Origin of the sequence: Phyllobacterium sp. A18/5-2 (assembly GCF_025452215.1) — a bacterium.
GTDB classification, from domain to species: domain Bacteria; phylum Pseudomonadota; class Alphaproteobacteria; order Rhizobiales; family Rhizobiaceae; genus Phyllobacterium; species Phyllobacterium sophorae.
In genome coordinates this window covers 1,539,838-1,561,261 of record NZ_CP104966.1, presented here as the reverse complement: position 1 = coordinate 1,561,261, position 21,424 = coordinate 1,539,838, and the positions used below count along the sequence as shown (strand labels likewise).

Sequence of the window (21,424 nt, the reverse complement as noted above, 5' to 3'; positions counted from 1 at the left end):
ATAACTTTATGACAGCGCTGTCATAGGTTGGTTTTGATAGCGCCCATAAGCCTGAGGAGAGGCTTGCAGGGAGGTCTATCGCATATGCATGTGCTCGTTATCGGTGCAGCCGGAATGGTTGGCCGCAAATTACTGGACAAAATTGCCGCTGAGCCTGGTTTACTGGGTGCAGACATCGACAAGCTGACGCTGGTCGATGTGATTGAACCCGCGGCGCCCACCGCGTTCTCCAGCATTTCCGTATCCAGAGCGGCAGACCTTTCCGACGCCGGGGTCGCTGACTCGCTGATCTCCAGCCGCCCGGACATGATCTTCCATCTGGCGGCCATTGTTTCCGGGGAAGCCGAAGCCGACTTCGAAAAAGGCTACAAGGTAAATCTCGACGGCACACGTGCCTTGTTCGAAGCGATCCGTCTGGAGAGCAATAAGGCCCCCTACCGGCCGCGCGTGGTATTCGCCTCATCAATTGCCGTGTTTGGCACGCCGTTCCCCGACAAGATCGGCGACGAGTTCTTCACAACGCCACTGACCAGCTACGGCACGCAGAAGGCAATCTCCGAACTTCTGCTATCCGACTATAGCCGCCGCGGCTTCTTCAACGGAATCGGCATTCGCCTGCCGACAATCTGCATTCGCCCCGGCAAGCCTAACAAGGCGGCCTCGGGCTTCTTCTCGAACATCCTGCGTGAGCCGTTGGCCGGACAGGAAGCCGTGCTGCCCGTGGACGAAAATGTTCGCCATTGGTTTGCCAGCCCGCGCTCGGCCGTCGGGTTCTTCATTCATGCAGCAACGCTTGACCTCGACAAGGTGGGCCCGCGGCGCAATCTGTCCATGCCGGGCCTCTCTGCACTGGTCGGCGAGGAGATTGCCGCCCTGAAGCGCGTCGCCGGTGAAAAAGCAGTCAAGCTGATCCGCCGCGAACCGGATCCGACGATCCAGAAGATCGTGGCAGGCTGGGCGACAGATTTCGACACGGCACGCGCAACAGAGCTTGGCTTTAGGGCCGAAACGGCTTTTGATGACATCATCAAGGCGCATATTGAAGACGAACTTGGCGGAAACGTTCCAGCATGACCAAAGAAGATTCAGGCAGGGGCAAGATTGCATTGGTGACCGGCGGCGGCACCGGCGTCGGCAAGGCAATTACCAGCGCCTTGCTCGGAGCGGGCTATACGGTCGTGATCTCTGGCCGGCGCAGGGACGTTCTCGATGAGGCAGCGAGGGCACTCGCCGGCGAGACAAGGGGCACGGTCAAGGCAATCACTGCCGATGTGAGTGATCCGGACTCGGTTGCAGCGCTGTTCGAGGCGATCAAATCCGAATTCGGACGGCTTGACCTGCTCGTCAACAATGCAGGGGTCAATGTACCGAACATCCCGATGGAAGAACTTACGTTCGATCATTGGAACGCTATCGTAGGCGCCAATCTGACCGGTGTCTTCCTCTGCACGCAGCAGGCCATGAAACTGATGAAGGCACAATCGCCACGCGGCGGGCGCATCATCAATAATGGTTCGATTTCGGCACAGACACCGCGCCCGTATTCCGCGCCATATACGGCGACGAAACATGCAGTTACCGGTCTCACCAAATCAACCGCGCTGGATGGCAGGCCATTCGACATTGCCTGCGGCCAGATCGACATCGGCAATGCGACGACCGAGATGACATCGAAGATGGCGGCTGGCGTGCTCCAGGCGAATGGCGAGACCGCGAGCGAGCCGACAATTCCGGCGCACTACATCGGCGATGCGGTGGTTCATATGGCCAGCCTGCCGCTTGAGGCAAATGTGCTGACCATGACGATCATGGCGACGAAAATGCCGCTGGTCGGACGAGGATAGAAGGATTTGGACGAGGCTTTGGGAGAAGCATCGTCATGACAATTTGAGAGGAACAGGCATGGCATCTGTCGAATTCGCCGATGTACGAAAATCATTCGGAACGCATCCGGTAATCAAGGGCGTCGATATCGAAATTGCCGATGGCGAATTCGTCATTCTCGTCGGCCCGTCCGGCTGCGGCAAGTCCACGCTGCTGCGCATGCTGGCCGGGCTGGAGAATATTTCCGCCGGCGAGATTCGCATCGGCGGCCAGGTGGTCAACGGCCTTGCACCCAAGGAACGCGACATCGCGATGGTGTTCCAGAACTATGCGCTCTATCCGCACATGACCGTCGCGGACAACATGGCCTTCTCGCTGACGCTGAAGGGTGCACCCAAATCCGAGATCGACAAACGGGTAAAACCAGCGGCGGAGATTCTCGGGCTCACGCATCTCCTCGACCGCTTTCCACGTCAGCTTTCCGGCGGTCAACGCCAGCGTGTGGCCATGGGCCGTGCTATCGTGCGCGATCCGCAAGTCTTCCTGTTCGATGAACCCCTGTCAAACCTTGACGCCAAGCTGCGTGTTGCCATGCGTGCCGAGATCAAGGAATTGCATCAGCGGTTGAAGACCACGACCGTCTATGTCACCCATGACCAGATCGAAGCCATGACCATGGCCGACAAGATCGTGGTCATGCATGATGGCCTTGTCGAGCAGATCGGTGCACCGCTGGAGCTCTACGACCAGCCAGCCAACCTCTTCGTGGCGAGCTTCATCGGTTCGCCAGCGATGAACATGATCAAGGGCAAGCTCGACCCGAACGACACCCAGAAATTCATCACCGACAATGGTGTGGTGCTGCCGGTTGCCAAGGCGCCGGAAAGCGCCAAGGGGCGCGCACTGATCTACGGACTGCGCCCAGAGCATATGACGATCGCAAATGGCGGCATACCGGCCGAGGTCGTGGTGATCGAGCCTACCGGCTCCGAGACGCAAATGATCATGCGGGTTGGCGGCGATTTGATTACGGGCGTGTTCCATCAGCGCATCAACGCCCGCCCAGACGAAATCGTCGGCCTCTCCATTCATGCGGAGGCGACATATCTGTTCGACGCGGAGACAGGCAAACGCCTGGTCTGAGACGTACCTAAGCCGCGCCTGCCAGTCGGGGAGCAGGTGCCGGTCATAAGATCCCCGACAACGGTTGGCCCAGAATGTGGGAGCATTTTGAAAAGAGGCCTGTGTCCATTCGGTCGTTATATGGAGGAGCATCAATGACTATCAACAGAAGACATCTTCTCGGCGCATCTGCCGGGCTCGTCGCCGCCGCCGGGCTCAACCGGTTCGGCCTTACCCCGGCTTTCGCGCAATCCGCGCCGGCCTATAAGCCGGAAGAGGGTGCAACCCTTCGCCTGTTGCGCTGGGTACCATTCGTTCCCGCGGAAGAGGCAGCGTGGCTGGCCAACACCAAGAAGTTTACCGATGCTACCGGCGTCCAGGTACGTATCGACAAGGAAAGCTGGGAGGACGTTCGCCCGAAAGCCGCCGTTGCCGCCAATGTAGGCTCGGGACCGGATATGGTCATGAGCTGGTTTGACGATCCGCAGCAATATCCGGACAAGCTCGTCGACGTGACTGAGCTTGGCGAATATCTCGGCAAGGCGAATGGCGGCTGGTATCCGGGTCTCGAAGGCTATGCAAAACGCGACGGCAAGTTCATCGCCGTGCCGCTCTGCGCTATCGGCAATGCTGTCGTCTATCGCGACAGCCATATGAAGGCCGCCGGCTTCAGCGAGTTCCCGAAAGATACAGCCGGCTTCCTCGAACTGTGCAAGGCGATGCATGCCAAGGGTACGCCTGCAGGCTTCCCGCATGGCAAGGCGGTTGGCGACGGCAACAATTATGCGCATTGGCTGCTGTGGAGCCATGGTGGCAAGATGGTCGATGAAAGCGGCAAGGTGGTGATCAACAGCCCCGAGACGCTGGCATCGGTCAAATACGCGCAAGAACTCTACAAGACCTTCATTCCGGGCACGGAAAGCTGGCAGGACGTCAACAACAACCGCGCCTTCCTTGCCGGACAGGTGTCACTGACCGCCAATGGTGTTTCGGTATATTACGCTGCCAAGAAGGATCCAGCCATGGCTGCGATCGCTGAGGATATGCGTTCGACAAACCTGCCGATCGGCCCGGTTGGCCAGTCGGTCGAACTGCACCAGACTTCCACAATCTCCATCTTCAAGCACACAAAATATCCGGAAGCAGCCAAGGCTTACCTGCAGTTCATGTATCAGGCAGAAAACATGAATGCGTGGATCGAAGGCGCCAGCGCTTATTGCTGCCAGCCTTTGAAAGCATTTGCTGACAATCCGGTGTGGAAGTCGGACCCCATCCACGCAGCGTATGCCAAGGCCTCGAGCACCCTGCGTCCCAACGGTTACGCTGGCCCGCTCGGCGCAGCCTCGGCCGGTGTCATGGCCGACTACGTTCTGGTCGACATGTACGCTACAGCCGTGACCGGTCAGATGACGGCGGAAGACGCCATCGCCCAGGCCGAAAAGCGGGCAAACCGCTACTACGCGGTATAAACCGAACAACTGGCCTTTCGCTGCCCTGGCGGCGGAAGGCCACCCAGCGCTAACGAAGCAACCGGAGATATCCGATGACAATGACGTCAACTGCGAAGCAGCCTTCGGCCTTCGGCAATATCGCCCGGAGCAACACTGCCGTCGGCCTGTTCTTCATGCTGCCAGCTGCAGTTTTCCTGCTGTGCTTTCTGACCTACCCGCTCGGACTTGGGGTTTGGCTCGGCTTTACCGATGCGACAATTGGCAGGGATGGCATTTTCATCGGGCTGGAAAACTACCAGGCGCTTGCCCGCGATTCTGTTTTCTGGATGGCGGTTTACAACACCGTATTCTACACGCTCATCGCTTCGATCCTTAAATTCGGCTTCGGCCTGTGGCTGGCGCTCATTCTCAACGAGCACCTGCCGTTCAAGTCGTTCTTTCGCGCCATCATCCTGCTGCCGTGGGTCGTTCCGACCGTGCTGTCGGCACTCGCCTTCTGGTGGATCTACGACGCACAGTTCTCGATCATTTCCTGGTCGCTGATGCAACTCGGCTGGATCGACGGCCCGATCAATTTTCTCGGCGACCCCAACAATGCGCGCGCTTCGGTGATCGCCGCCAATGTCTGGCGCGGTATTCCCTTCGTTGCCATCTCGCTGCTCGCCGGTTTGCAGACCATTCCGCAATCGCTGCACGAGGCCGCATCGCTGGATGGCGCGACCGGCTGGCAGCGTTTCCGCTTCATCACCCTGCCAATGCTGACGCCGATCATCGCCGTGGTAATGACGTTCTCGGTATTGTTCACCTTTACCGATTTCCAGCTGATCTATGTGCTGACCAAGGGCGGACCGGTCAACGCCACACACCTGATGGCAACATTGTCGTTCCAGCGCGGCATACCCGGGGGCCAGCTTGGCGAAGGCGCCGCAATCGCCGTCGCAATGATCCCCTTCCTGCTTGCCTCGATCCTGTTCTCATTTTTCGGCCTGCAACGCCGCAAATGGCAACAGGGCGGACAAGACTGAGCGCGGCGAGGAGGAGAATTACAATGAGCATTTCCGAACAGACCACCACCCAGCCGCTCACCGACGACGCGCAGGGCATGAGCTATCTCAACCGGCTGCCAAGGCGGATCGTCGTCCTCTACCTTCCGCTCGCCGTCTTCGTCTTCGTTCTGCTGTTCCCGTTCTACTGGATGGCGATCACGGCCGTGAAGCCGAATTCGCAGTTGACCGACTACAGCAATTACAGCCCGTTCTGGGTGGTGCAGCCGACGCTCGATCATATCAAATATCTCCTGTTCGAAACCTCCTATCCTGGCTGGCTCTGGAACACCCTTGTCGTTGCCGTCTGCGCAACCGTGCTGTCGCTTGCAGCCTCGGTCTTTGCCGCCTACGCCATCGAGCGCGTGCGCTTCTCCGGGTCGCGGCCCGTCGGCCTCTTGATCTTCCTGGCCTATCTGGTGCCTCCGTCGATCCTGTTCATCCCACTGGCGGTCATCGTCTTCAAGTTCGGGATGTATGACAGCAAGCTGGCATTGATCTTCACCTACCCGACCTTCCTCATTCCGTTTTGCACCTGGCTTCTGATGGGTTACTTCCGCTCTATCCCGTTCGAGCTGGAAGAGAGCGCCCTGGTCGACGGCGCATCGCGCTGGCAGATCCTCATCCGGATCATATTGCCGCTGGCGGTGCCAGGATTGATCTCGGCCGGCATTTTTGCCTTCACTTTGTCGTGGAATGAGTTCATCTATGCACTGACCTTCATCCAATCCTCGGAAAACAAGACTGTCCCGGTCGGCGTCCTGACGGAACTGGTGCGAGGGGATGTCTTCGAGTGGGGTTCACTGATGGCAGGTGCGCTATTTGGATCGCTTCCTGTCGTCATTCTCTACTCGTTCTTTGTCGATTATTACGTTTCTTCCATGACCGGCGCGGTCAAGGAATAGCTGGAGTTTCCATTCGATGACCACCACCAAAGCCCCGAAAAAGCTGCGCTCGCAGGAATGGTTCGACAATCCTGACAATCCGGGGATGACGGCGCTCTATTTGGAGCGCTATCTGAATTACGGCCTGACGCGGGAAGAATTGCAGTCTGGCAAGCCGATCATCGGTATCGCGCAGACCGGCTCCGATCTTTCTCCATGCAACCGGCACCACATCGAACTCGCCAAGCGCGTGCGCGACGGCATCATTGCGGCAGGCGGCATTCCCTTCGAGTTTCCGGTGCATCCGATCCAGGAGACCGGCAAGCGCCCCGGTGCCGCGCTCGACCGCAATCTCGCCTATCTCGGCCTGGTGGAGGTGCTGTTCGGCTATCCGCTCGACGGCGTTGTGCTGACCATCGGCTGCGACAAGACCACGCCCGCCATGCTCATGGGCGCAGCAACCGTCAATATCCCGGCGATCGCGCTTTCGGTCGGCCCGATGCTCAATGGCTGGCATCGCGGCGAACGCACCGGTTCCGGTACGATCGTATGGAAATCGCGCGAGAAGCTTTCCTCGGGCGAAATCAACTATGACGAGTTCATGGACATCGTCGCGTCTTCGGCGCCCTCTGTCGGCTATTGCAACACAATGGGCACGGCGACCACGATGAATTCGCTGGCCGAAGCGCTTGGCATGGAACTGCCGGGCGGCGCGGCTATTCCTGCGCCCTATCGTGAACGCGGACAAACGGCCTATGACACCGGCAAGCGCATCGTTGACATGGTACGCGAAGACCTGAAGCCATCCGATATCATGACGCGCGCGGCCTTCGAGAACGCGATCGTCATCAACTCGGCCATTGGCGGTTCGACCAATGCGCCGATCCATCTGAATGCAATTGCCCGCCATCTCGACATTCCGCTCGACAATGATGATTGGCAGGCGATCGGCCACGACGTGCCGCTGCTGGTCAATCTGCAGCCCGCCGGCGAGTATCTCGGCGAGGACTATCATCGGGCTGGCGGGGTACCTGCCGTGGTTGCCGAACTGATGAAGGCGCGCAAATTGCCGCATCCGGGCGCCTTGACCGTCAATGGCAAGAGCATCGGTGCGAACTGCGAGAATGCGGAAAATTTCAACACCGACGTCATCAAACCCTATGATGCGCCGCTGAAAAGACAAGCCGGGTTCATCAACCTGAAAGGCAACCTCTTCGACAGCGCCATCATGAAGACCAGCGTGATCTCCGAAGAGTTTCGCGCGCGATATCTCTCGAACCCGGACGATCCCGAGGCTTTCGAAGGCATTGCCGAAGTCTTCGACGGACCGGAAGACTATCATCACCGCATCGACGATCCGAACCTTGCGCTCGACGAGAACAGTATTTTGATCATGCGCGGCACCGGACCGATCGGCTACCCAGGCGCTGCGGAAGTCGTCAACATGCAGCCTCCGGCATACCTGCTGAAGAAAGGCATCCATGCCCTGCCCTGTCTTGGCGACGGGCGCCAGTCAGGCACTTCCGGATCGCCTTCCATCCTCAACGCCTCTCCGGAGGCGGCGGTCAATGGCGGGCTGGCACTCGTGAAGTCCGGGGATCACCTGCGTATCGACCTGCGAAAGGGAACGGCCAATATCCTGATCGACGACGAGGAACTGCAGAAGCGCAAGGACGACCTGATCGCCGCGGGCGGCTATAAATACCCGGCCAGCCAGACGCCATGGCAGGCAATCCAGCGCGGCATGGTCGGACAGCTGGACGAAGGCATGGTCCTGAAGCCCGCAGTCGAGTTCCAGCGCATCGCGCAGACGAAGGGATTGCCGCGCGACAATCATTGATCTGCCACGGGAGGAACGGAAGCAGCATGGCGAATTCCATAAGACGCTATGAGGGGCGGCACGCGGTCATAACCGGGGGCGCCTCGGGCATTGGCTTCAAGACGGCGGAGCGGATCGTGTCGGAAGGCGGCACGGTCAGCCTCTGGGATGTCGATGCGGAAAAGATCGATGAGGCTAAGAAGGCGCTCGGTGCCGCGGCGCATGGCGTGAGGCTCGATGTCTCCGATCCGGACCAAGTGGCGAATGCCGCACAGGAAACGGCGAAGGCATTCGGCAAGATCGATGTGCTGGTCTGCTCTGCCGGTATCACGGGACCCAATGCAAAGGTCGCCGATTATCCAATCGACCAGTGGAAGCGTGTCTTCGACATCAATGTGAACGGACTGTTCTATTGCAATCGCTTCGTCGTGCCCATCATGCAGAAGAACGGCTATGGCCGCATCGTCAATGTCGCGTCGATCGCTGGCAAGGAAGGCAACCCCAACGCCTCTGCCTATAGCGCATCGAAAGCTGCGGTGATCGGCCTTACAAAATCGCTGGGCAAGGAACTTGCAAACGATGGCATCACCGTCAACGCGATCACCCCTGCCACGGTCGATACACCGATCCTTCAGCAGTTGCAGCCGTCATTCATCGATTACATGCTCTCGAAGATCCCGATGCAGCGCTTCGGCAAGGTTGAAGAGCTTGCGTCGCTGATCACCTGGATCGCCAGCGAGGAATGCTCGTTCACGACCGGCGCCGTCTTCGACATTTCCGGTGGCCGTGCCACCTACTGATTCCAAGCTAGAAAGGTTATTCCATGAAACTGTTGCGCTATGGTCCTGCCGGTCAGGAAAAGCCCGGTCTTGTCGACAAGGACGGCCAGGTACGTGATCTGTCTGCCCATGTGAAGGACATTGCCGGCGAGGCGATTTCTCCGGAGGGGTTGAAGAAACTCGCGGCTATCGACGCAGCTTCGCTGCCATTGGTCAACGTGACCCGCTACGGACCCTGCGTGGCGGGGACCGGCAAGTTCATCTGCATCGGCCTCAATTACTCCGACCATGCGGCGGAAACCGGGGCCAAGGTTCCGCCGGAACCAATCATCTTCATGAAGGCTACATCGGCCATCGTCGGCCCGAACGACAATGTCGAAATCCCACGGGAGTCGCTGAAGACTGACTGGGAAGTCGAACTCGGCGTGGTTATCGGCAAGCATGCGAAATATGTTAGCGAAGACAAGGCGCTGGACCATGTAGCGGGCTATTGCCTGATCAATGACGTGTCCGAACGCGCCTTCCAGGCAGAACGTCAGGGCCAGTGGACCAAGGGCAAGAGCTGCGACACCTTTGGTCCGACCGGACCCTGGCTGGTGACCAAGGACGAGATCGCGGATCCGCAGAACCTGAAGATGTGGCTCGAGGTGAATGGCCACCGCTATCAGAACGGCACATCCGCGACGATGGTCTACGGCGTCAAATATCTCGTTTCGTACCTGTCGCAATTCATGAGCCTGCATCCCGGCGACATCATCTCCACCGGCACGCCGCCCGGCGTCGGCCTTGGCCAGAAGCCCAACGTATTCTTGAAGGCAGGCGATGTGATTACCCTCGGCATTGAAGGCCTGGGCGAGCAGCGCCAGGAAGTTGTGCAAGGGTGAGCTGACATCACTTCACGTCCGGTTATCCTCGGGTCAGCCCCGGGGGTGACCCGGCGCGTTCCATGCGAATCTCGGCATCCAGACTTTCAAGGTCTCGATAAATGGTGGCTGTAGCGAGAATGCGTCCGTCCTTCTTGTATTGCACGCTGCAGTCCCTCGCGTTGATGTCGCCATCGACGTCGATCTCCTGCCATTTTTCTGCGTGCCCCACGTAGTTGATCGGGACGTCGTAATGCTGGCTCCAAAAGAACGGCACCGAATCAAATTTTTCTTGCTGCCCCAGCATGTTACGTGCGGCGACCTGCCCTTGGCGTTGTGCGACGACCCAATGCTCGACCCTGATGTTTTCACCGGAATAGGGATCTGGCCAGCGCGCAATATCGCCCGCGGCATAAATTCCCGGCACGCTTGTTTCGAGGTGGGCGTTCACCACGACACCATCATCGATCGTGAGTCCTGCCTGCTCGGCCAATGCCAGGCGCGGTCGTACCCCAATGCCGGCAACGATGAAGTCAGCCTCGTACACGGCGCCGCTCCTGAGCCGGACTTTCGAGCCTTCGATTGCAACGACCGTATCTTCGAGATGAAAAATGACACCATGCTCCTCATGGAGTGCGCGGACGAAATCACCCATTTCCGGTCCGAGGACCCGCTCCATCGGCCGCTTGCCTGGAGCGACGACACGAACATCGATATTGCGGGCGCGCAGAGAAGCGGCGACCTCCAGTCCGATAAAGCTGGCGCCGATCACCACGGCACATCGGGCGCCTTGTGCCGCTGCAATTATGGCGCGGCAATCATCGAGGGTGCGGAGGGTATAAACATTCGGCTGATCCGCGCCGGGAATGGTCAGGCGCACAGGTTCCGCGCCAGTTGCCAACAGGAGCCGGTCATAGGCGATCTGGTCGCCGTTCGCGGTGACGACATTTCGCGCGCTGCTGTCGATCGAAGTCACTTCGGTTCGAAGGCGGAGATCGATTTTCATCCTGGTGTAGTATTTCTCGGACCGCAGCGGCACCCATTCTTCAGGGGCGCTGCCGGCGAGATAGTCCTTGGAGAGGTTTGGCCGGTCGACCGGTCCGGCGGTGTCCGCGCTCAACATGACAATACTGCCCTGGAAATCATGCCGTCGAAGCATTTCCGCCGCAGCGAACCCCGCCGCGCCGCCACCAATGATGACGATCTTTTCGGGCGCGGCCGTTCGGGATGCTGGCCGCATACCGCCAGGCTCGTCGCGTTTGTCCTCGACGAAGATATGGCCATCTCGCTGATCGACCCGCCAGCTGGACAGCGGGCTTATGGCGGGAGCCCGGAGCGCCTCCCCGCTGCGCAGGTCGAAGCAGGCGTGGTGCCAGGGGCAGCGCACAGTGTAGTCCTCCACCAGGCCATCAATGAGCGGACCGTGATAGTGGCTGCAAAAAGCGTCGATTGCTAAAATCTCATCGGCTATCTGCAGCAGGAGCACATCCTGTTTGCCGACATGACCGAGGAGCTTCCCTCCGTCGAGGGCAGAAACCGGAATGCCCTGGGTCAGGTCAGGGCCGCTGGGGGACGGGTTTTCGGTCATGGGTATCTCCTTCGATAAGCGAACAGACCGCAGGTCTGAAGGCGCAGCAGAAGATCAGGGCTCTATGGCCCCGCCATCATACGACCCGTCATCTTGGGATAAAAGAGGCAATAGCAACAGTCGAGCATGTACGGGTGGCTAGAACCCGAACGACTGCTGTGCCGGTGGTGGCGGCTCGACGTGAACACCTTCCAGTTCGAGCATGCGGGCCTTGGCGACGGAGCCACCTGGCGCCGAGAAACCGCCGACTTTGCCGCCGGCCGCCAACACGCGGTGGCAGGGGATGATCAAGGGCACCGGGTTCCTGGCCATCGCCTGGCCGACGTCGCGTGCCGCTTCCGGTCCAGCGCCCAGTTGCTTTGCCAACGCGCCATAGGTGGTCGTATGGCCCCAATCGAGACGCCGCGCCGCCGCATAGATCTGTTCAAAGAACGCGTCCTGTTCACCCAAGTCGAGCTTGAATGCAGAAAAATCCGTTTCCTCGCCGTCGAAATAGCGCCTCACGGCAGCGACGGCTTCCACAATTTCTGCGGTGGGAGTGGCAGGTTCGGCCCCAGGCAGCCGGCGCAACAAATTACGCTCCGTCGCTTCCTCACTCCTTGTCGGCAGCTGGAACTGCGTGATGCCGACGCTGTTCCAGGCGATGGCGCAAAAGCCGCCAGCGGTCTCGAAGACAGAATAGTGATGCATTGCCTGGCCCATCGCTTGGCCCTCACGTTTGATCCGCCATGAGAATCGTGCAGCCGGGCCGGAAATTCAACCCGATTCTTGCACCATGCGGAGCAAACAGCGATCTCGATTTACTTTGGCGGCGAATCATCGATGAAAACACCTGCACGCTGGGCGGCCTTGACAAAAGCCTGCCTCGCCTTTGCAGGCGTCATCCACCCTTCGAGAGCATCACGATTGATGCGGACGGCGCGCTTGTATTCAAGGCCGTCCTGTTGCGGCCATTGATTCTTCAAGCACTCCAGCGCCTCCCATGCGGAGGCGACAAACCGCAGACCCATAGCGCCAACACTGACCCTTACCGGCGATGAAAATGTCTTGTCGCTCATGACGCCCCCTCCCGTTCGTTCTGCCCCCGAACGCGGCACGCAGAGGTTCGCCAAAACCGCGCCGATGATAATGGCGGGTTATTGTCCGCAGCTGTCCGCCGGAATAGTATCCCGCCAAAAGCAGGACCTGAAACCGTATTCGAAGAAATGATGTCGGTATGACCGGAACGTGAAAGCATAGTTGAACTCCTCAAAGAGAATTGCGAACTATGTTTCCTCCTTATACCCCATTCTTTTTTGTTTGCTGTTCAGGGCTGTCCAAACGATCTCAGATTTGAGTTGGAACTGCAATACCCAATTCGGCGCACATGCCGCATCTCTACGTCGATGCAGGCCCCGTTCGGCGCAGCAGGGTCAGCCAAAAGGAGGTCGTCCAGCTCGTCAGCCCGGAAAAAGGCACGACAGCTTCACGGCAATCGGCCGGCCGGGCGAGCGCACCGCCTGCATTACCTGCTTGCGCGATTGCGCAGACCATTGCCATTCGACCGGTGGTACTCTTATGGTTTCGGCGAGAACGCGGCTATCATTGCTTCGCACGTTTGCTTCAGCCGCTGCTGAGGACCGTTGGAACCAACGCTCTGGCGGCAGACACGCGCGCCTTCGGCGAGAAGCACAAGCGCATCCGCCAGCCGCTCGTGCTGTTCGATCCCCGCCCTGCGGCAGAGATCGCTCAAACGCTCCATATGCGCTTTCTTTGCTTCCATAATCACCTTATGGGCAGGATGGCTGGCTTCTTTCAGTTCGACGGCTGCATTGGCCAGATCGCAGCCGTGCGGGTCATCAAAGACGCCTTCGGCCGCTTGCTGCACCCAGCCATGCAACTGACCCATGGGGTCTTGCGGATAGGCATTTTCCAGATCACGCCAAGTCTGCTCGCCCCGTGCGGAAACCTGTCTAAGGCATTCGCACACCAGATCGTCTTTCGATCCGAAGTGACGATAGAGCGTCATCTTGTTGGAATCCGCGGCGTCCGCGATCGCATCGACACCTATTCCCTTGATACCGTGCTGGCGGAAAAGCTCGATGGCGCTTGTAATGATCCGGTCGCGCGGAGGCACACGTCGATCGCTACATTCCGCGATACCAATCGCGGCATCACCAGGATCTGACATTTTCTGGGTAAGGGTGCTTGACATGAATGTTACCGTCCAGTAACTATTGGCCTGTTACTTACCGGTAACACGCATTTGGCTCGGGTGTCAATTCTGACCGGACATTCTGACCGAAGCCGCCAAAGCCTATCCACTTATTCTTGGGCCCACGCCCTCATACCTGTCGAGAAGGAGAGCATCATGCCACAGACATATGCCGATCTTAGCATTTCCGAGGTACTTTCGGATCCCATGATCAACGCCGTCATGCGCGCTGATCATGTAACCCGTCGCGATCTCGAGCTCCTTCTCAAAACTGCAGCCCGGGAAAACTTCGAAACCGCACCCTCCCGGGACTGGGGACAATCGCTTCAAGCCTTGAAGCATAACGGCGTTCTTTCCCTTGCCGGCCGTGCCCGTGCGGCCTGCTGCGAAGGGGCGGCATAAAAATCTTCGGGAACAGGCGCCCGTGGAGCGCCTGTTCCCGGTTCACCGGGAGGGAAGTTTCCAGGCAGCCCGCATGTAAACCCTCGTTTTCCCGAGCGTTATCACGTCTGCCGCGTACCATATGCCCCAGCTGTTGGCGTCGAGATAATAATGGCTTCACCCGCCGCCAGCGTTGTCTGCGCACAGCCAGCCAAGTCTTCGATCCCACCATCAGCCCTCCGCACAGCGTTTTTACCGAATTCCCCGGCTTCACCACCGGAAAGACCATGCGGCCGGATGGTTCTGTGCGACGACAGGATGGCGCAGTCCATCTCCTCGAGGAATCTTATCGTACGGATCGTGCCATTGCCGGCCGCAAATTCGCCCTTCGCGCCAGAATCGGAGCGGATATGAAAGTCCTCCAAAAGGACGGGATAACGGGTTTCGAGAATCTCCGGATCAGTCAGCCGCGAATTCGTCATATGGACATGAACCGCATCCGTCCCGGCAAATCCGCGTCCGTCATTATAGCGGCCCGCCGGTGAACCTGAACAGATCGTCTCGTAATACTGGTAGGTCGCATTGCCGAAGGTGAGGTTGTTCATGGTTCCCTGGCTCGCGGCCATCGCACCAAGCGCGCCGAAGAGGGCGTTGGTGACATGCTGGCTCGTCTCCACGTTACCGGCAACGACAGCCGCCGGATAGACCGGCCTTAGCATAGACCCCTCCGGAACGATTATACGGATGGGCCGGAGGCATCCGGCATTCATCGGAATCGCACTTTCGACCATCACGCGGAAGACGTAGAGAACGGCAGCGCGTGTTACTGGCTCCGGTGCGTTGAAATTGTTCTTCTGCTGCGGGCTGGTGCCGGTGAAATCAACCGTCGCTTCACGCTTCCGGCGGTCAACTGACAACCTGACCCTGATGACGCTGCCTTGGTCGGTCGCGTATTCGAAAGAGGAATCGCTCAGCGTCGCGATCAGCCGCCGCACGCTTTCCTCCGCGTTGTCCTGCACGTGGCCCATATAGGCCGTGACCACGTCGAGGCCGAACTGGTTGATCATCTTGCGCATTTCGTGCACGCCCTTTTCATTGGCGGCGATCTGCGCCCTGAGATCGGCGATGTTCTGGGCGACGTTTCGGGCAGGATAGGGATGATGGGTCAGGAGACCAGCGATCTTTGCTTCGTCGAAGCGTCCGCGGTCGACGAGGAGCACATTATCCAGCAGGACGCCCTCCTCGTCGACGCTTGTCGCCAATGGCGTCATCGAACCCGGCGCCGTTCCGCCAACATCGGCATGATGACCACGCGACGCGACGTAGAAGAGGATATGCGTACCCGCGTCATCGAATACCGGGGTGACGACCGTGATATCCGGGAGGTGGGTGCCGCCATTATATGGTGCGTTGAGCGCAAAGACATCGCCCGGCCGGATGCGGCCGTGATTGGCGGAAATGACGGTTTCGACCGACCGGTCCATGGAGCCGAGGTGCACCGGCATATGAGGTGCGTTCGCCACGAGCGCGCCATTCGCATCGAAAACCGCGCAGGAAAAATCAAGCCGCTCCTTGATGTTTACCGACGACGCCGTGTTCTGGAGCGTGACGCCCATCTGCTCGGCAATGGACATGAAGAGATTGTTGAAGACTTCGAGCAGCACCGGATCGGCCTCCGTCCCGATCGCCTTTCCACGTTCGAACGCACGTATGCGGCGAAGAACTACATGATTGAATCCGGTGATCTCAAACGCCCATCCATCTTCCACGATGATCGTCTGATGCGGCTCCGCCACCAGTGCCGGACCGGTGACCGTTGCACCGGCACGCAGATCCTTGCGGAGAAACACCGGCGCGTCGTGCCATTTGCCACCGGAGAAGAAGCGCGTACTGCGCGAAGACTGCGGTGGCGAGGTGTCGAGTGGCAGGCTCGGCTCAGCTGAATCGGCACCGCCGCCGATCGCTTCGATCTCATAAGCCTCGAAGATTATCTCACGGCCTTCGAACACGAAGCCAAACTGTTTCCGGTGCGCCGTCTCGAAATCCCTCGTCATCGTCGTGACGTCGGATACGGTAATCGGGATCGTCGTGTCCGTTCCGCCGTAGCGGATGTGGGCGCGGTGAATGATCGCGATCTCCGGATCAGGAACGCCCTGGGTCCGCAGTTCAGCGACAACAGCCTCCGTCAGCTCGTCCGTCAACGGCTGAAGCGTTGCAAGGGCGCGTTCAAGCGGATCGGAGATCGTGCGCTGTCGCGTGGCGCGGATATCCGCGAGCCCCATGCCATAGGCGGACAAAATGCCGGAAAACGGATGAATGAGGACCGTCGATATGCCCAGCGCATCCGCGGTCAGGCAGGCATGCTGTCCCCCGGCACCCCCGAAGGAAGTCAGTACATAGTCGGTCACGTCGTAACCGCGCTGAACACTGATCTTCTTGACGGCATTCGCCATGTTCTCGACGGCGATCGCGAGGAAACCGTCGGCGACCTCTTCCGCCGTGCGTCCATCGCCAATCGCCAATGCAAGTTCCTCGAAAGCGGCCCGAACGGAGACGGCGTCCAGCTGCTCATTCCGGTCCGGGCCAAAAATGGAGGGAAATAGTGCCGGATCGAGCTTGCCAAGCATGACATTGGCGTCGGTGACAGTCAGCGGTCCGCCACGGCGGTATGCCTTCGGACCGGGATTGGCGCCGGCAGAATCGGGCCCGACACGAAAGCGGCCGTTGTCAAAGTGGAGGATGGAGCCGCCACCCGCTGCAACCGTGTGTATCGACATCATCGGAGCGCGCATCCTGACACCGGCTACTTCCGTCTCGAAGGAGCGCTCGAGTTCGCCGTCAAAATGCGAGACATCGGTAGAGGTGCCGCCCATGTCAAAACCGATCACTTTGCCGAAGCCGGCGAGCCTGGAGGTTTCGACAGCGCCGACCACTCCACCCGCGGGTCCGGAAAGGATTGCGTCTTTTCCCTGGAAAAGCTGCGCCGCGGTGAGGCCACCCGAAGACTGCATGAACATCAGCTTTGCCCCGTTCTCGCCGTCCGCGCCCAGTGCGCCTGCCACCTGCTCGACGTAACGGCGCAAAATGGGCGAGAGATAGGCGTCGACGACGGTCGTGTCCCCGCGTCCGACGAGCTTGATCAATGGCGAAACCTGATGGCTGACCGAGACCTGTGTGAAACCGGCCTCGCGGGCGAGGCTGGCCGCAATCCTCTCATGATCGGGGTAGCGGAAGGCATGCATGAAGACGATGGCGACAGAACGCAGGCCCAAAGCGAAATGCCGTTCGAGTTCGGCGCGGATGGCACCGGGATCAACAGCTATCTCCACGGTGCTGTCTGCGCGTACGCGTTCATCGATTTCCGCAACGGCGCTGTAGAGGAGCTCCGGCTTGATGATTTCCTTGGCAAAGATGTCCGCGCGCGCCTGATATCCGATTTCAAGTGCATCGCGGAAGCCGCGCGTGATCAGCAGCAGCGTCGGTTCCCCCTTGCGTTCGAGGAGTGCATTCGTCGCGACGGTAGTTCCCATTTTTACTGTGTCGACGGAGCCCGGTGCAATGCTCTCCTCTGGCAACAGCCCCATAAGTTCGCGGATCCCCTGAACTGCGGCATCACGATAAGCTTCCGGATTTTCGGACAGAAGCTTGTGCGCAACAAGCGTACCATCCGGCTGCCGGGCGACAACATCCGTGAACGTGCCGCCGCGATCTATCCAGAAATCCCATTTTCCGTTTGCCATGACCGTTGTTCCACCTTCCAGAAATTGCAGCCTGCGGTTGCCCTGACGTCAACAAAAACATTTTGTCGATAAAACGTCAATGATTAGTTGACAAGAAAATGCCTCCTAATGCATCATGCTTACAGAATGGGCAAGGCGACAGAGAACGCCACCCGGCAACCGGCAACCGAGGGGAGCCGAACAATGTACACATTGGTCATGCGGAGGGCAGCATATGTCCTCTGAGACTTCACGCAGCGCCGCTTCGGTGACGATTGTGCGCAAACTTCTCGATGGTCTCTATCTCTGGTCCGGCTACCTGGCCGGCGCCTTCCTGATCGCCATTTTCCTTATCATGCTGGCCCTGTCCGCCGGACGGCCTCTTGGCATCGATCTGCCGGCGGCCGACGATTTTGCCTCCTGGTGCATGGCGGCCACGGCGTTTCTCGGACTGGCGCACACATTCCGCTCCGGTGAGATCATCCGCGTCGGGCTGCTGATCGATCGATTCAGTGGACGCACGCGGCAGGCGATCGAGATAGTCTGCCTTCTGATCGGGTTGGCCTCGACACTCTATTTCGCCTGGCACGCGGTGCAGATGACGAGTTTTTCCTGGCGCTTCAACGATCTGTCTCAGGGTGTGATAGCGGTCCCTCTCTGGATACCGCAACTCGGATCTCGCCGGCGGGCTGGTGGTCCTTGCGATCGCCTTCATCGACGAACTGATCCACGTGCTCCTCGGCGGCGCCCCGCGCTATGAGAGACCGCCGGCGGAAACCCCCGAGGAGATCATCGAACGCGCCATGCAGAGCGGAGCGTAACACAATGGATACGCTTCAACTGGTTGAAATTGCCGGTGTTGTTCTGGTCGTCCTGCTTGCGCTGCTTGCCAGCGGCGTCTGGATCGGTATCGCACTCCTCGTCTGTGGCTGGATTGCCATGCTGTTCGTACCGGGCGGTATTCCTATCGGTTCGGTGCTTGCCACAAATTCGTGGAGCAACAGCGCCTCATGGAGTCTCGCAGCACTGCCGCTCTTCATCTGGATGGGCGAGATCCTGTTTCGTACGCGCCTCTCGGAAGAAATGTTCCGCGGCCTCGCGCCCTGGCTCGGCTGGCTGCCCGGACGGCTGATGCATGTAAATGTGATTGGTTGCGGACTTTTCGGCTCTATCTCCGGATCGTCGGCGGCGACGACCGCAATGATCGCCAAGATTGCTTTGCCCGAACTCAAGAAGCGCGGCTATGACGAGATGGTAAGTCTCGGTTCGCTGGCGGGCGCAGGGACGCTTGGTATTCTCATTCCGCCTTCGATCACCATGGTCGTATATGCCGTCGCGGCGAATGTTTCCATCATCCAGATATTCCTCGCGGGCTTCCTGCCGAGCGCCGTCGTCATGGTGCTCTACTCCGGCTATATCGCTATCTGGGCACTCATGAATCCGGACAAAATGCCCCCGGCACCACCAAAAATGACGTTGAAACAGAAGCTGAGCGAATCCGTCAACCTCATCCCGGTCATGCTGCTCATCGTACTCGTCTTCGCCACGCTGCTGCTTGGCTGGGCGACGGCAACCGAATGTGCCGCTTGGGGCGTGCTCGGCTCGCTGGGAATCGCGGCATGGTCGGGCACACTGACACGGAGCGCCTTCTGGGAGAGCGTCATGGGCGCGACCCGGCTCACCTGCATGATCATGCTGATCCTGACCGGCGCCGGCTTCATGTCGATCGCCATGGGCTATACGGGCATACCGAATGCGCTTGCCGCCTGGGTCGACAGTTTTCATCTCAGCCCTTATGCGCTGATCACTGTACTCACGATCATGTATATCCTGCTGGGCGCCGCACTCGACGGCCTCTCGATGATCGTGCTGACCACCGTCGTCGTCCTGCCGATGATTCAGCAAGCCGGCTTCGATCTCGTCTGGTTCGGCATCTTCCTGGTGCTGATCGTCGAAATGGCGGAGGTCTCGCCGCCGGTTGGCTTCAATCTTTTCGTTTTGCAAACCATGAGCGGGCGAGACAGTCTGACGGTGGCACGCGCGGCGCTGCCCTTCTTCTTTCTGCTCATGGCGACTGTCGCCATCATCACCATCTTCCCGGAAATCGTGATGGTTCTGCCGCGAATGGCATTCCCGGGATAATCAAAGGAGATAGGAAATGGGAACATCCACGCTCGCCGGTCTTGGCTTTGCTGCCGCGGCTTTGCTCGCAACCGCCGTACCCTCATTAGCGGAAACGCAATGGGTCCTGCCGTCGGCCTATCCACCGGCCAACTATCACGTACAGAATCTGACCCAGTTCGCCGCCGACGTGGATGCGGCCACGAAAGGCGAATTGAAGATTACCATTCACCCCAATGCGGCTCTGTTCAAAGCGCCGGATATCAAGCGGGCGGTGCAGACGAGCCAGGCCCAGGCTGGCGAAGTCCTGCTGTCATTGCACGAGAACGAAAATCCCGTCTTCGGTGTCGACGTGGTGCCCTTCCTCGCCACCAGCTTCGATCAGTCGAAGAAGCTCTGGGCCGCATCAAAGGAGACCGTGGCCGCCGCGCTGGATGCTCAAGGGTTGAAACTGCTTTATGCGACCCCCTGGCCGCCACAGGGCATTTTCACGAAGAAGGACCTGGTGACCGTCGCCGATATGAAGGGCCTCAAATGGCGCGCCTACAATGTCGGCACCTCGCGGATCGCCGAACTTGTCGGCGCTCAGCCAGTTACCATACAGGCAGCGGAATTGCCGCAGGCTCTTGCTACGGGGGTGGTCGACGGGCTCATGACATCGAGCGCCACCGGTGTCGACAGCAAGATCTGGGAGTCGCTGACCCACTATTATGATACGCAGGCCTGGATTCCGAAGAACGTGATCTTCGTCAACAAGGCGAGCTTCGAAGCTCTCGATCCGGCGGTGCAAACGGCGGTCCTGGAGGCAGCAGCCAACGCCGAGACGCGCGGCTGGGAGCTCGCGGCCGCAAAGACCGCAAGCTACATGGACCAGCTCAAGTCCAATGGCATGTCCGTCGAAGCACCGGGCGACGACTTGAAAAACGGACTCGGCGAAATAGGTTCCAAGCTCACCCAGGACTGGCTGACTAAGGCAGGCGACAAAGGTACCGCCATTCTGGATGCCTACAAGAAAATGTAATAGAGCGGAGAGCATTCAAACGCCGCCGGCCGGCGGCGTTTGAAAAAATCTGAATTCCGGCAGGAGAGGCTTGATCGTGGCAAGTGACGAAGAAACGCTCGGACCCATTGTTTCATCGGGGCATCTTGCGACGGGCGCCCTTCCCGCACTCTCTGAGATCGAGTTCGGCATGATCATGCTGAACCATGCTTTCAGCCGCTGGATGGTGCGCTGCATGGCGGCGGCAGGGGTTCCCGATCTCTCGCCGCTGGATGTTCTGGTCCTTCACAACATAAACAGTCGCGGCAAGCCGAAGACGCTCGCCGATATTTGCCTGGTCCTCAACATCGAAGACACGCATGTGGTCAACTATGCGCTGAAGAAACTGGAGCGATTGAAGCTGATCAAGGCCGGCAAACGCGGCAAGGAAAAACTGGTGATGGCCACAAGCGCGGGAGAGGCGGCCTGCGCGCGTTACGCGGCGATCCGGGAGGCACTCCTGGTCAAATCCGTGCTCGCCACGGAAGTTTCCGGCGAAACACTCTCGGTGATCGCAGCACGCATTCGCGCGCTTTCCGGCCATTACGACCAAGCCTGCCGGGCCGCTGCCTCGATGTAGCTTCATCCACGGTGCCG

19 protein-coding genes are annotated in these 21,424 nt (G+C 59.3%); 14 read left to right on the top strand and 5 right to left on the bottom strand.

Annotated features, from left to right (window positions below; all coding sequences use genetic code 11):
- Positions 1-84: 84 nt before the first annotated feature.
- The 9 genes from denD (at position 85) to N8E89_RS07725 (ending at position 9,806) form a co-directional block, all read left to right on the top strand.
- A complete protein-coding gene (gene denD, locus N8E89_RS07765; protein ID WP_106662352.1) occupies positions 85-1,074 on the top strand; it encodes a D-erythronate dehydrogenase in 990 nt (329 codons plus the stop codon).
- Positions 1,071-1,844, top strand: a complete 774-nt coding sequence (locus tag N8E89_RS07760) for an SDR family oxidoreductase (protein ID WP_262261659.1) — start codon at positions 1,071-1,073, stop codon at positions 1,842-1,844. The genes denD and N8E89_RS07760 overlap by 4 nt, the downstream gene beginning before the upstream one ends.
- A 58-nt stretch (positions 1,845-1,902) precedes the next feature.
- A complete protein-coding gene (locus tag N8E89_RS07755; RefSeq protein WP_106662350.1) occupies positions 1,903-2,967 on the top strand; it encodes an ABC transporter ATP-binding protein in 1,065 nt (354 codons plus the stop codon).
- Positions 2,968-3,101: 134 nt separating this feature from the next.
- Positions 3,102-4,415 carry an ABC transporter substrate-binding protein gene (locus N8E89_RS07750; protein WP_106662349.1) on the top strand — a complete coding sequence of 438 codons (1,314 nt, stop codon included), beginning with the start codon at positions 3,102-3,104 and terminating at the stop codon, positions 4,413-4,415.
- 155 nt (positions 4,416-4,570) lie between these two features.
- Positions 4,571-5,422 carry a carbohydrate ABC transporter permease gene (locus N8E89_RS07745; RefSeq protein ID WP_410010364.1) on the top strand — a complete coding sequence of 284 codons (852 nt, stop codon included), beginning with the start codon at positions 4,571-4,573 and terminating at the stop codon, positions 5,420-5,422.
- A gap of 23 nt (positions 5,423-5,445) precedes the next feature.
- Positions 5,446-6,345, top strand: a complete 900-nt coding sequence (locus N8E89_RS07740) for a carbohydrate ABC transporter permease (RefSeq protein ID WP_106662347.1) — start codon at positions 5,446-5,448, stop codon at positions 6,343-6,345.
- Positions 6,346-6,361: 16 nt separating this feature from the next.
- Positions 6,362-8,164, top strand: a complete 1,803-nt coding sequence (locus tag N8E89_RS07735) for an IlvD/Edd family dehydratase (protein WP_106662346.1) — start codon at positions 6,362-6,364, stop codon at positions 8,162-8,164.
- Positions 8,165-8,190: 26 nt separating this feature from the next.
- Positions 8,191-8,943 (top strand): SDR family NAD(P)-dependent oxidoreductase, encoded by a 753-nt coding sequence (locus N8E89_RS07730; RefSeq protein WP_106662345.1) that lies wholly within the window; start codon positions 8,191-8,193, stop codon positions 8,941-8,943.
- Positions 8,944-8,966: 23 nt separating this feature from the next.
- The gene (locus tag N8E89_RS07725; RefSeq protein WP_106662344.1) at positions 8,967-9,806 is read left to right on the top strand and encodes a fumarylacetoacetate hydrolase family protein; all 840 of its coding nucleotides are present in this window, start codon (positions 8,967-8,969) and stop codon (positions 9,804-9,806) included.
- 22 nt (positions 9,807-9,828) lie between these two features.
- Here the strand turns inward: N8E89_RS07725 and N8E89_RS07720 are convergent, their stop codons facing one another.
- From N8E89_RS07720 to N8E89_RS07705, 4 genes are all read right to left on the bottom strand, one after another.
- Positions 9,829-11,373, bottom strand: coding sequence for an FAD-dependent oxidoreductase (locus N8E89_RS07720; RefSeq protein ID WP_106662343.1), 1,545 nt, complete (start codon positions 11,371-11,373; stop codon positions 9,829-9,831).
- Positions 11,374-11,511: 138 nt separating this feature from the next.
- The gene (locus tag N8E89_RS07715) at positions 11,512-12,075 is read right to left on the bottom strand and encodes a methylated-DNA--[protein]-cysteine S-methyltransferase (protein WP_106662342.1); all 564 of its coding nucleotides are present in this window, start codon (positions 12,073-12,075) and stop codon (positions 11,512-11,514) included.
- 98 nt (positions 12,076-12,173) lie between these two features.
- Positions 12,174-12,431, bottom strand: coding sequence for a DUF982 domain-containing protein (locus N8E89_RS07710; RefSeq protein ID WP_106662341.1), 258 nt, complete (start codon positions 12,429-12,431; stop codon positions 12,174-12,176).
- 497 nt (positions 12,432-12,928) lie between these two features.
- Positions 12,929-13,567: a TetR/AcrR family transcriptional regulator gene (locus N8E89_RS07705; RefSeq protein WP_262261649.1), complete on the bottom strand. Its 639-nt coding sequence runs from the start codon at positions 13,565-13,567 to the stop codon at positions 12,929-12,931.
- Positions 13,568-13,723: 156 nt separating this feature from the next.
- Here N8E89_RS07705 and N8E89_RS07700 point away from each other — a divergent pair, with 156 nt between their 5' ends.
- Entirely contained in the window at positions 13,724-13,969 is a 246-nt protein-coding gene (locus N8E89_RS07700; RefSeq protein WP_106662339.1) for a hypothetical protein, read from the top strand.
- A 101-nt stretch (positions 13,970-14,070) separates the two neighbouring features.
- Here the strand turns inward: N8E89_RS07700 and N8E89_RS07695 are convergent, their stop codons facing one another.
- Positions 14,071-17,688: a hydantoinase B/oxoprolinase family protein gene (locus N8E89_RS07695; protein ID WP_106662338.1), complete on the bottom strand. Its 3,618-nt coding sequence runs from the start codon at positions 17,686-17,688 to the stop codon at positions 14,071-14,073.
- Between the two features lie 214 nt (positions 17,689-17,902).
- Between N8E89_RS07695 and N8E89_RS07690 the strand changes: the two genes are divergently transcribed.
- The 4 genes from N8E89_RS07690 to N8E89_RS07675 all read left to right on the top strand — a co-directional run bounded on the left by N8E89_RS07690 (position 17,903) and on the right by N8E89_RS07675 (position 21,407).
- On the top strand, positions 17,903-18,427 hold the full coding sequence (locus N8E89_RS07690) for a TRAP transporter small permease (RefSeq protein WP_262261646.1): 525 nt from the start codon (positions 17,903-17,905) through the stop codon (positions 18,425-18,427).
- 65 nt (positions 18,428-18,492) lie between these two features.
- Entirely contained in the window at positions 18,493-19,809 is a 1,317-nt protein-coding gene (locus tag N8E89_RS07685) for a TRAP transporter large permease (protein ID WP_106662336.1), read from the top strand.
- 16 nt (positions 19,810-19,825) lie between these two features.
- Positions 19,826-20,809: a TRAP transporter substrate-binding protein gene (locus N8E89_RS07680; RefSeq protein ID WP_106662335.1), complete on the top strand. Its 984-nt coding sequence runs from the start codon at positions 19,826-19,828 to the stop codon at positions 20,807-20,809.
- Between the two features lie 76 nt (positions 20,810-20,885).
- Positions 20,886-21,407 carry a winged helix DNA-binding protein gene (locus N8E89_RS07675; protein ID WP_106662629.1) on the top strand — a complete coding sequence of 174 codons (522 nt, stop codon included), beginning with the start codon at positions 20,886-20,888 and terminating at the stop codon, positions 21,405-21,407.
- Positions 21,408-21,424: the final 17 nt, after the last annotated feature.

Coding starts and splice junctions, on each gene's coding strand:
- N8E89_RS07700 (WP_106662339.1), top strand. CDS start 13,724: ATGCCACAGACATATGCCGATCTTAGCATTTCCGAGGTACTTTCGGAT.
- denD (WP_106662352.1), top strand. CDS start 85: ATGCATGTGCTCGTTATCGGTGCAGCCGGAATGGTTGGCCGCAAATTA.
- N8E89_RS07690 (WP_262261646.1), top strand. CDS start 17,903: ATGTCCTCTGAGACTTCACGCAGCGCCGCTTCGGTGACGATTGTGCGC.
- N8E89_RS07740 (WP_106662347.1), top strand. CDS start 5,446: ATGAGCATTTCCGAACAGACCACCACCCAGCCGCTCACCGACGACGCG.
- N8E89_RS07735 (WP_106662346.1), top strand. CDS start 6,362: ATGACCACCACCAAAGCCCCGAAAAAGCTGCGCTCGCAGGAATGGTTC.
- N8E89_RS07760 (WP_262261659.1), top strand. CDS start 1,071: ATGACCAAAGAAGATTCAGGCAGGGGCAAGATTGCATTGGTGACCGGC.
- N8E89_RS07720 (WP_106662343.1), bottom strand. CDS start 11,373: ATGACCGAAAACCCGTCCCCCAGCGGCCCTGACCTGACCCAGGGCATT.
- N8E89_RS07685 (WP_106662336.1), top strand. CDS start 18,493: ATGGATACGCTTCAACTGGTTGAAATTGCCGGTGTTGTTCTGGTCGTC.
- N8E89_RS07750 (WP_106662349.1), top strand. CDS start 3,102: ATGACTATCAACAGAAGACATCTTCTCGGCGCATCTGCCGGGCTCGTC.
- N8E89_RS07705 (WP_262261649.1), bottom strand. CDS start 13,567: ATGTCAAGCACCCTTACCCAGAAAATGTCAGATCCTGGTGATGCCGCG.
- N8E89_RS07680 (WP_106662335.1), top strand. CDS start 19,826: ATGGGAACATCCACGCTCGCCGGTCTTGGCTTTGCTGCCGCGGCTTTG.
- N8E89_RS07710 (WP_106662341.1), bottom strand. CDS start 12,431: ATGAGCGACAAGACATTTTCATCGCCGGTAAGGGTCAGTGTTGGCGCT.
- N8E89_RS07755 (WP_106662350.1), top strand. CDS start 1,903: ATGGCATCTGTCGAATTCGCCGATGTACGAAAATCATTCGGAACGCAT.
- N8E89_RS07695 (WP_106662338.1), bottom strand. CDS start 17,688: ATGGCAAACGGAAAATGGGATTTCTGGATAGATCGCGGCGGCACGTTC.
- N8E89_RS07715 (WP_106662342.1), bottom strand. CDS start 12,075: ATGGGCCAGGCAATGCATCACTATTCTGTCTTCGAGACCGCTGGCGGC.
- N8E89_RS07725 (WP_106662344.1), top strand. CDS start 8,967: ATGAAACTGTTGCGCTATGGTCCTGCCGGTCAGGAAAAGCCCGGTCTT.
- N8E89_RS07745 (WP_410010364.1), top strand. CDS start 4,571: ATGCTGCCAGCTGCAGTTTTCCTGCTGTGCTTTCTGACCTACCCGCTC.
- N8E89_RS07730 (WP_106662345.1), top strand. CDS start 8,191: ATGGCGAATTCCATAAGACGCTATGAGGGGCGGCACGCGGTCATAACC.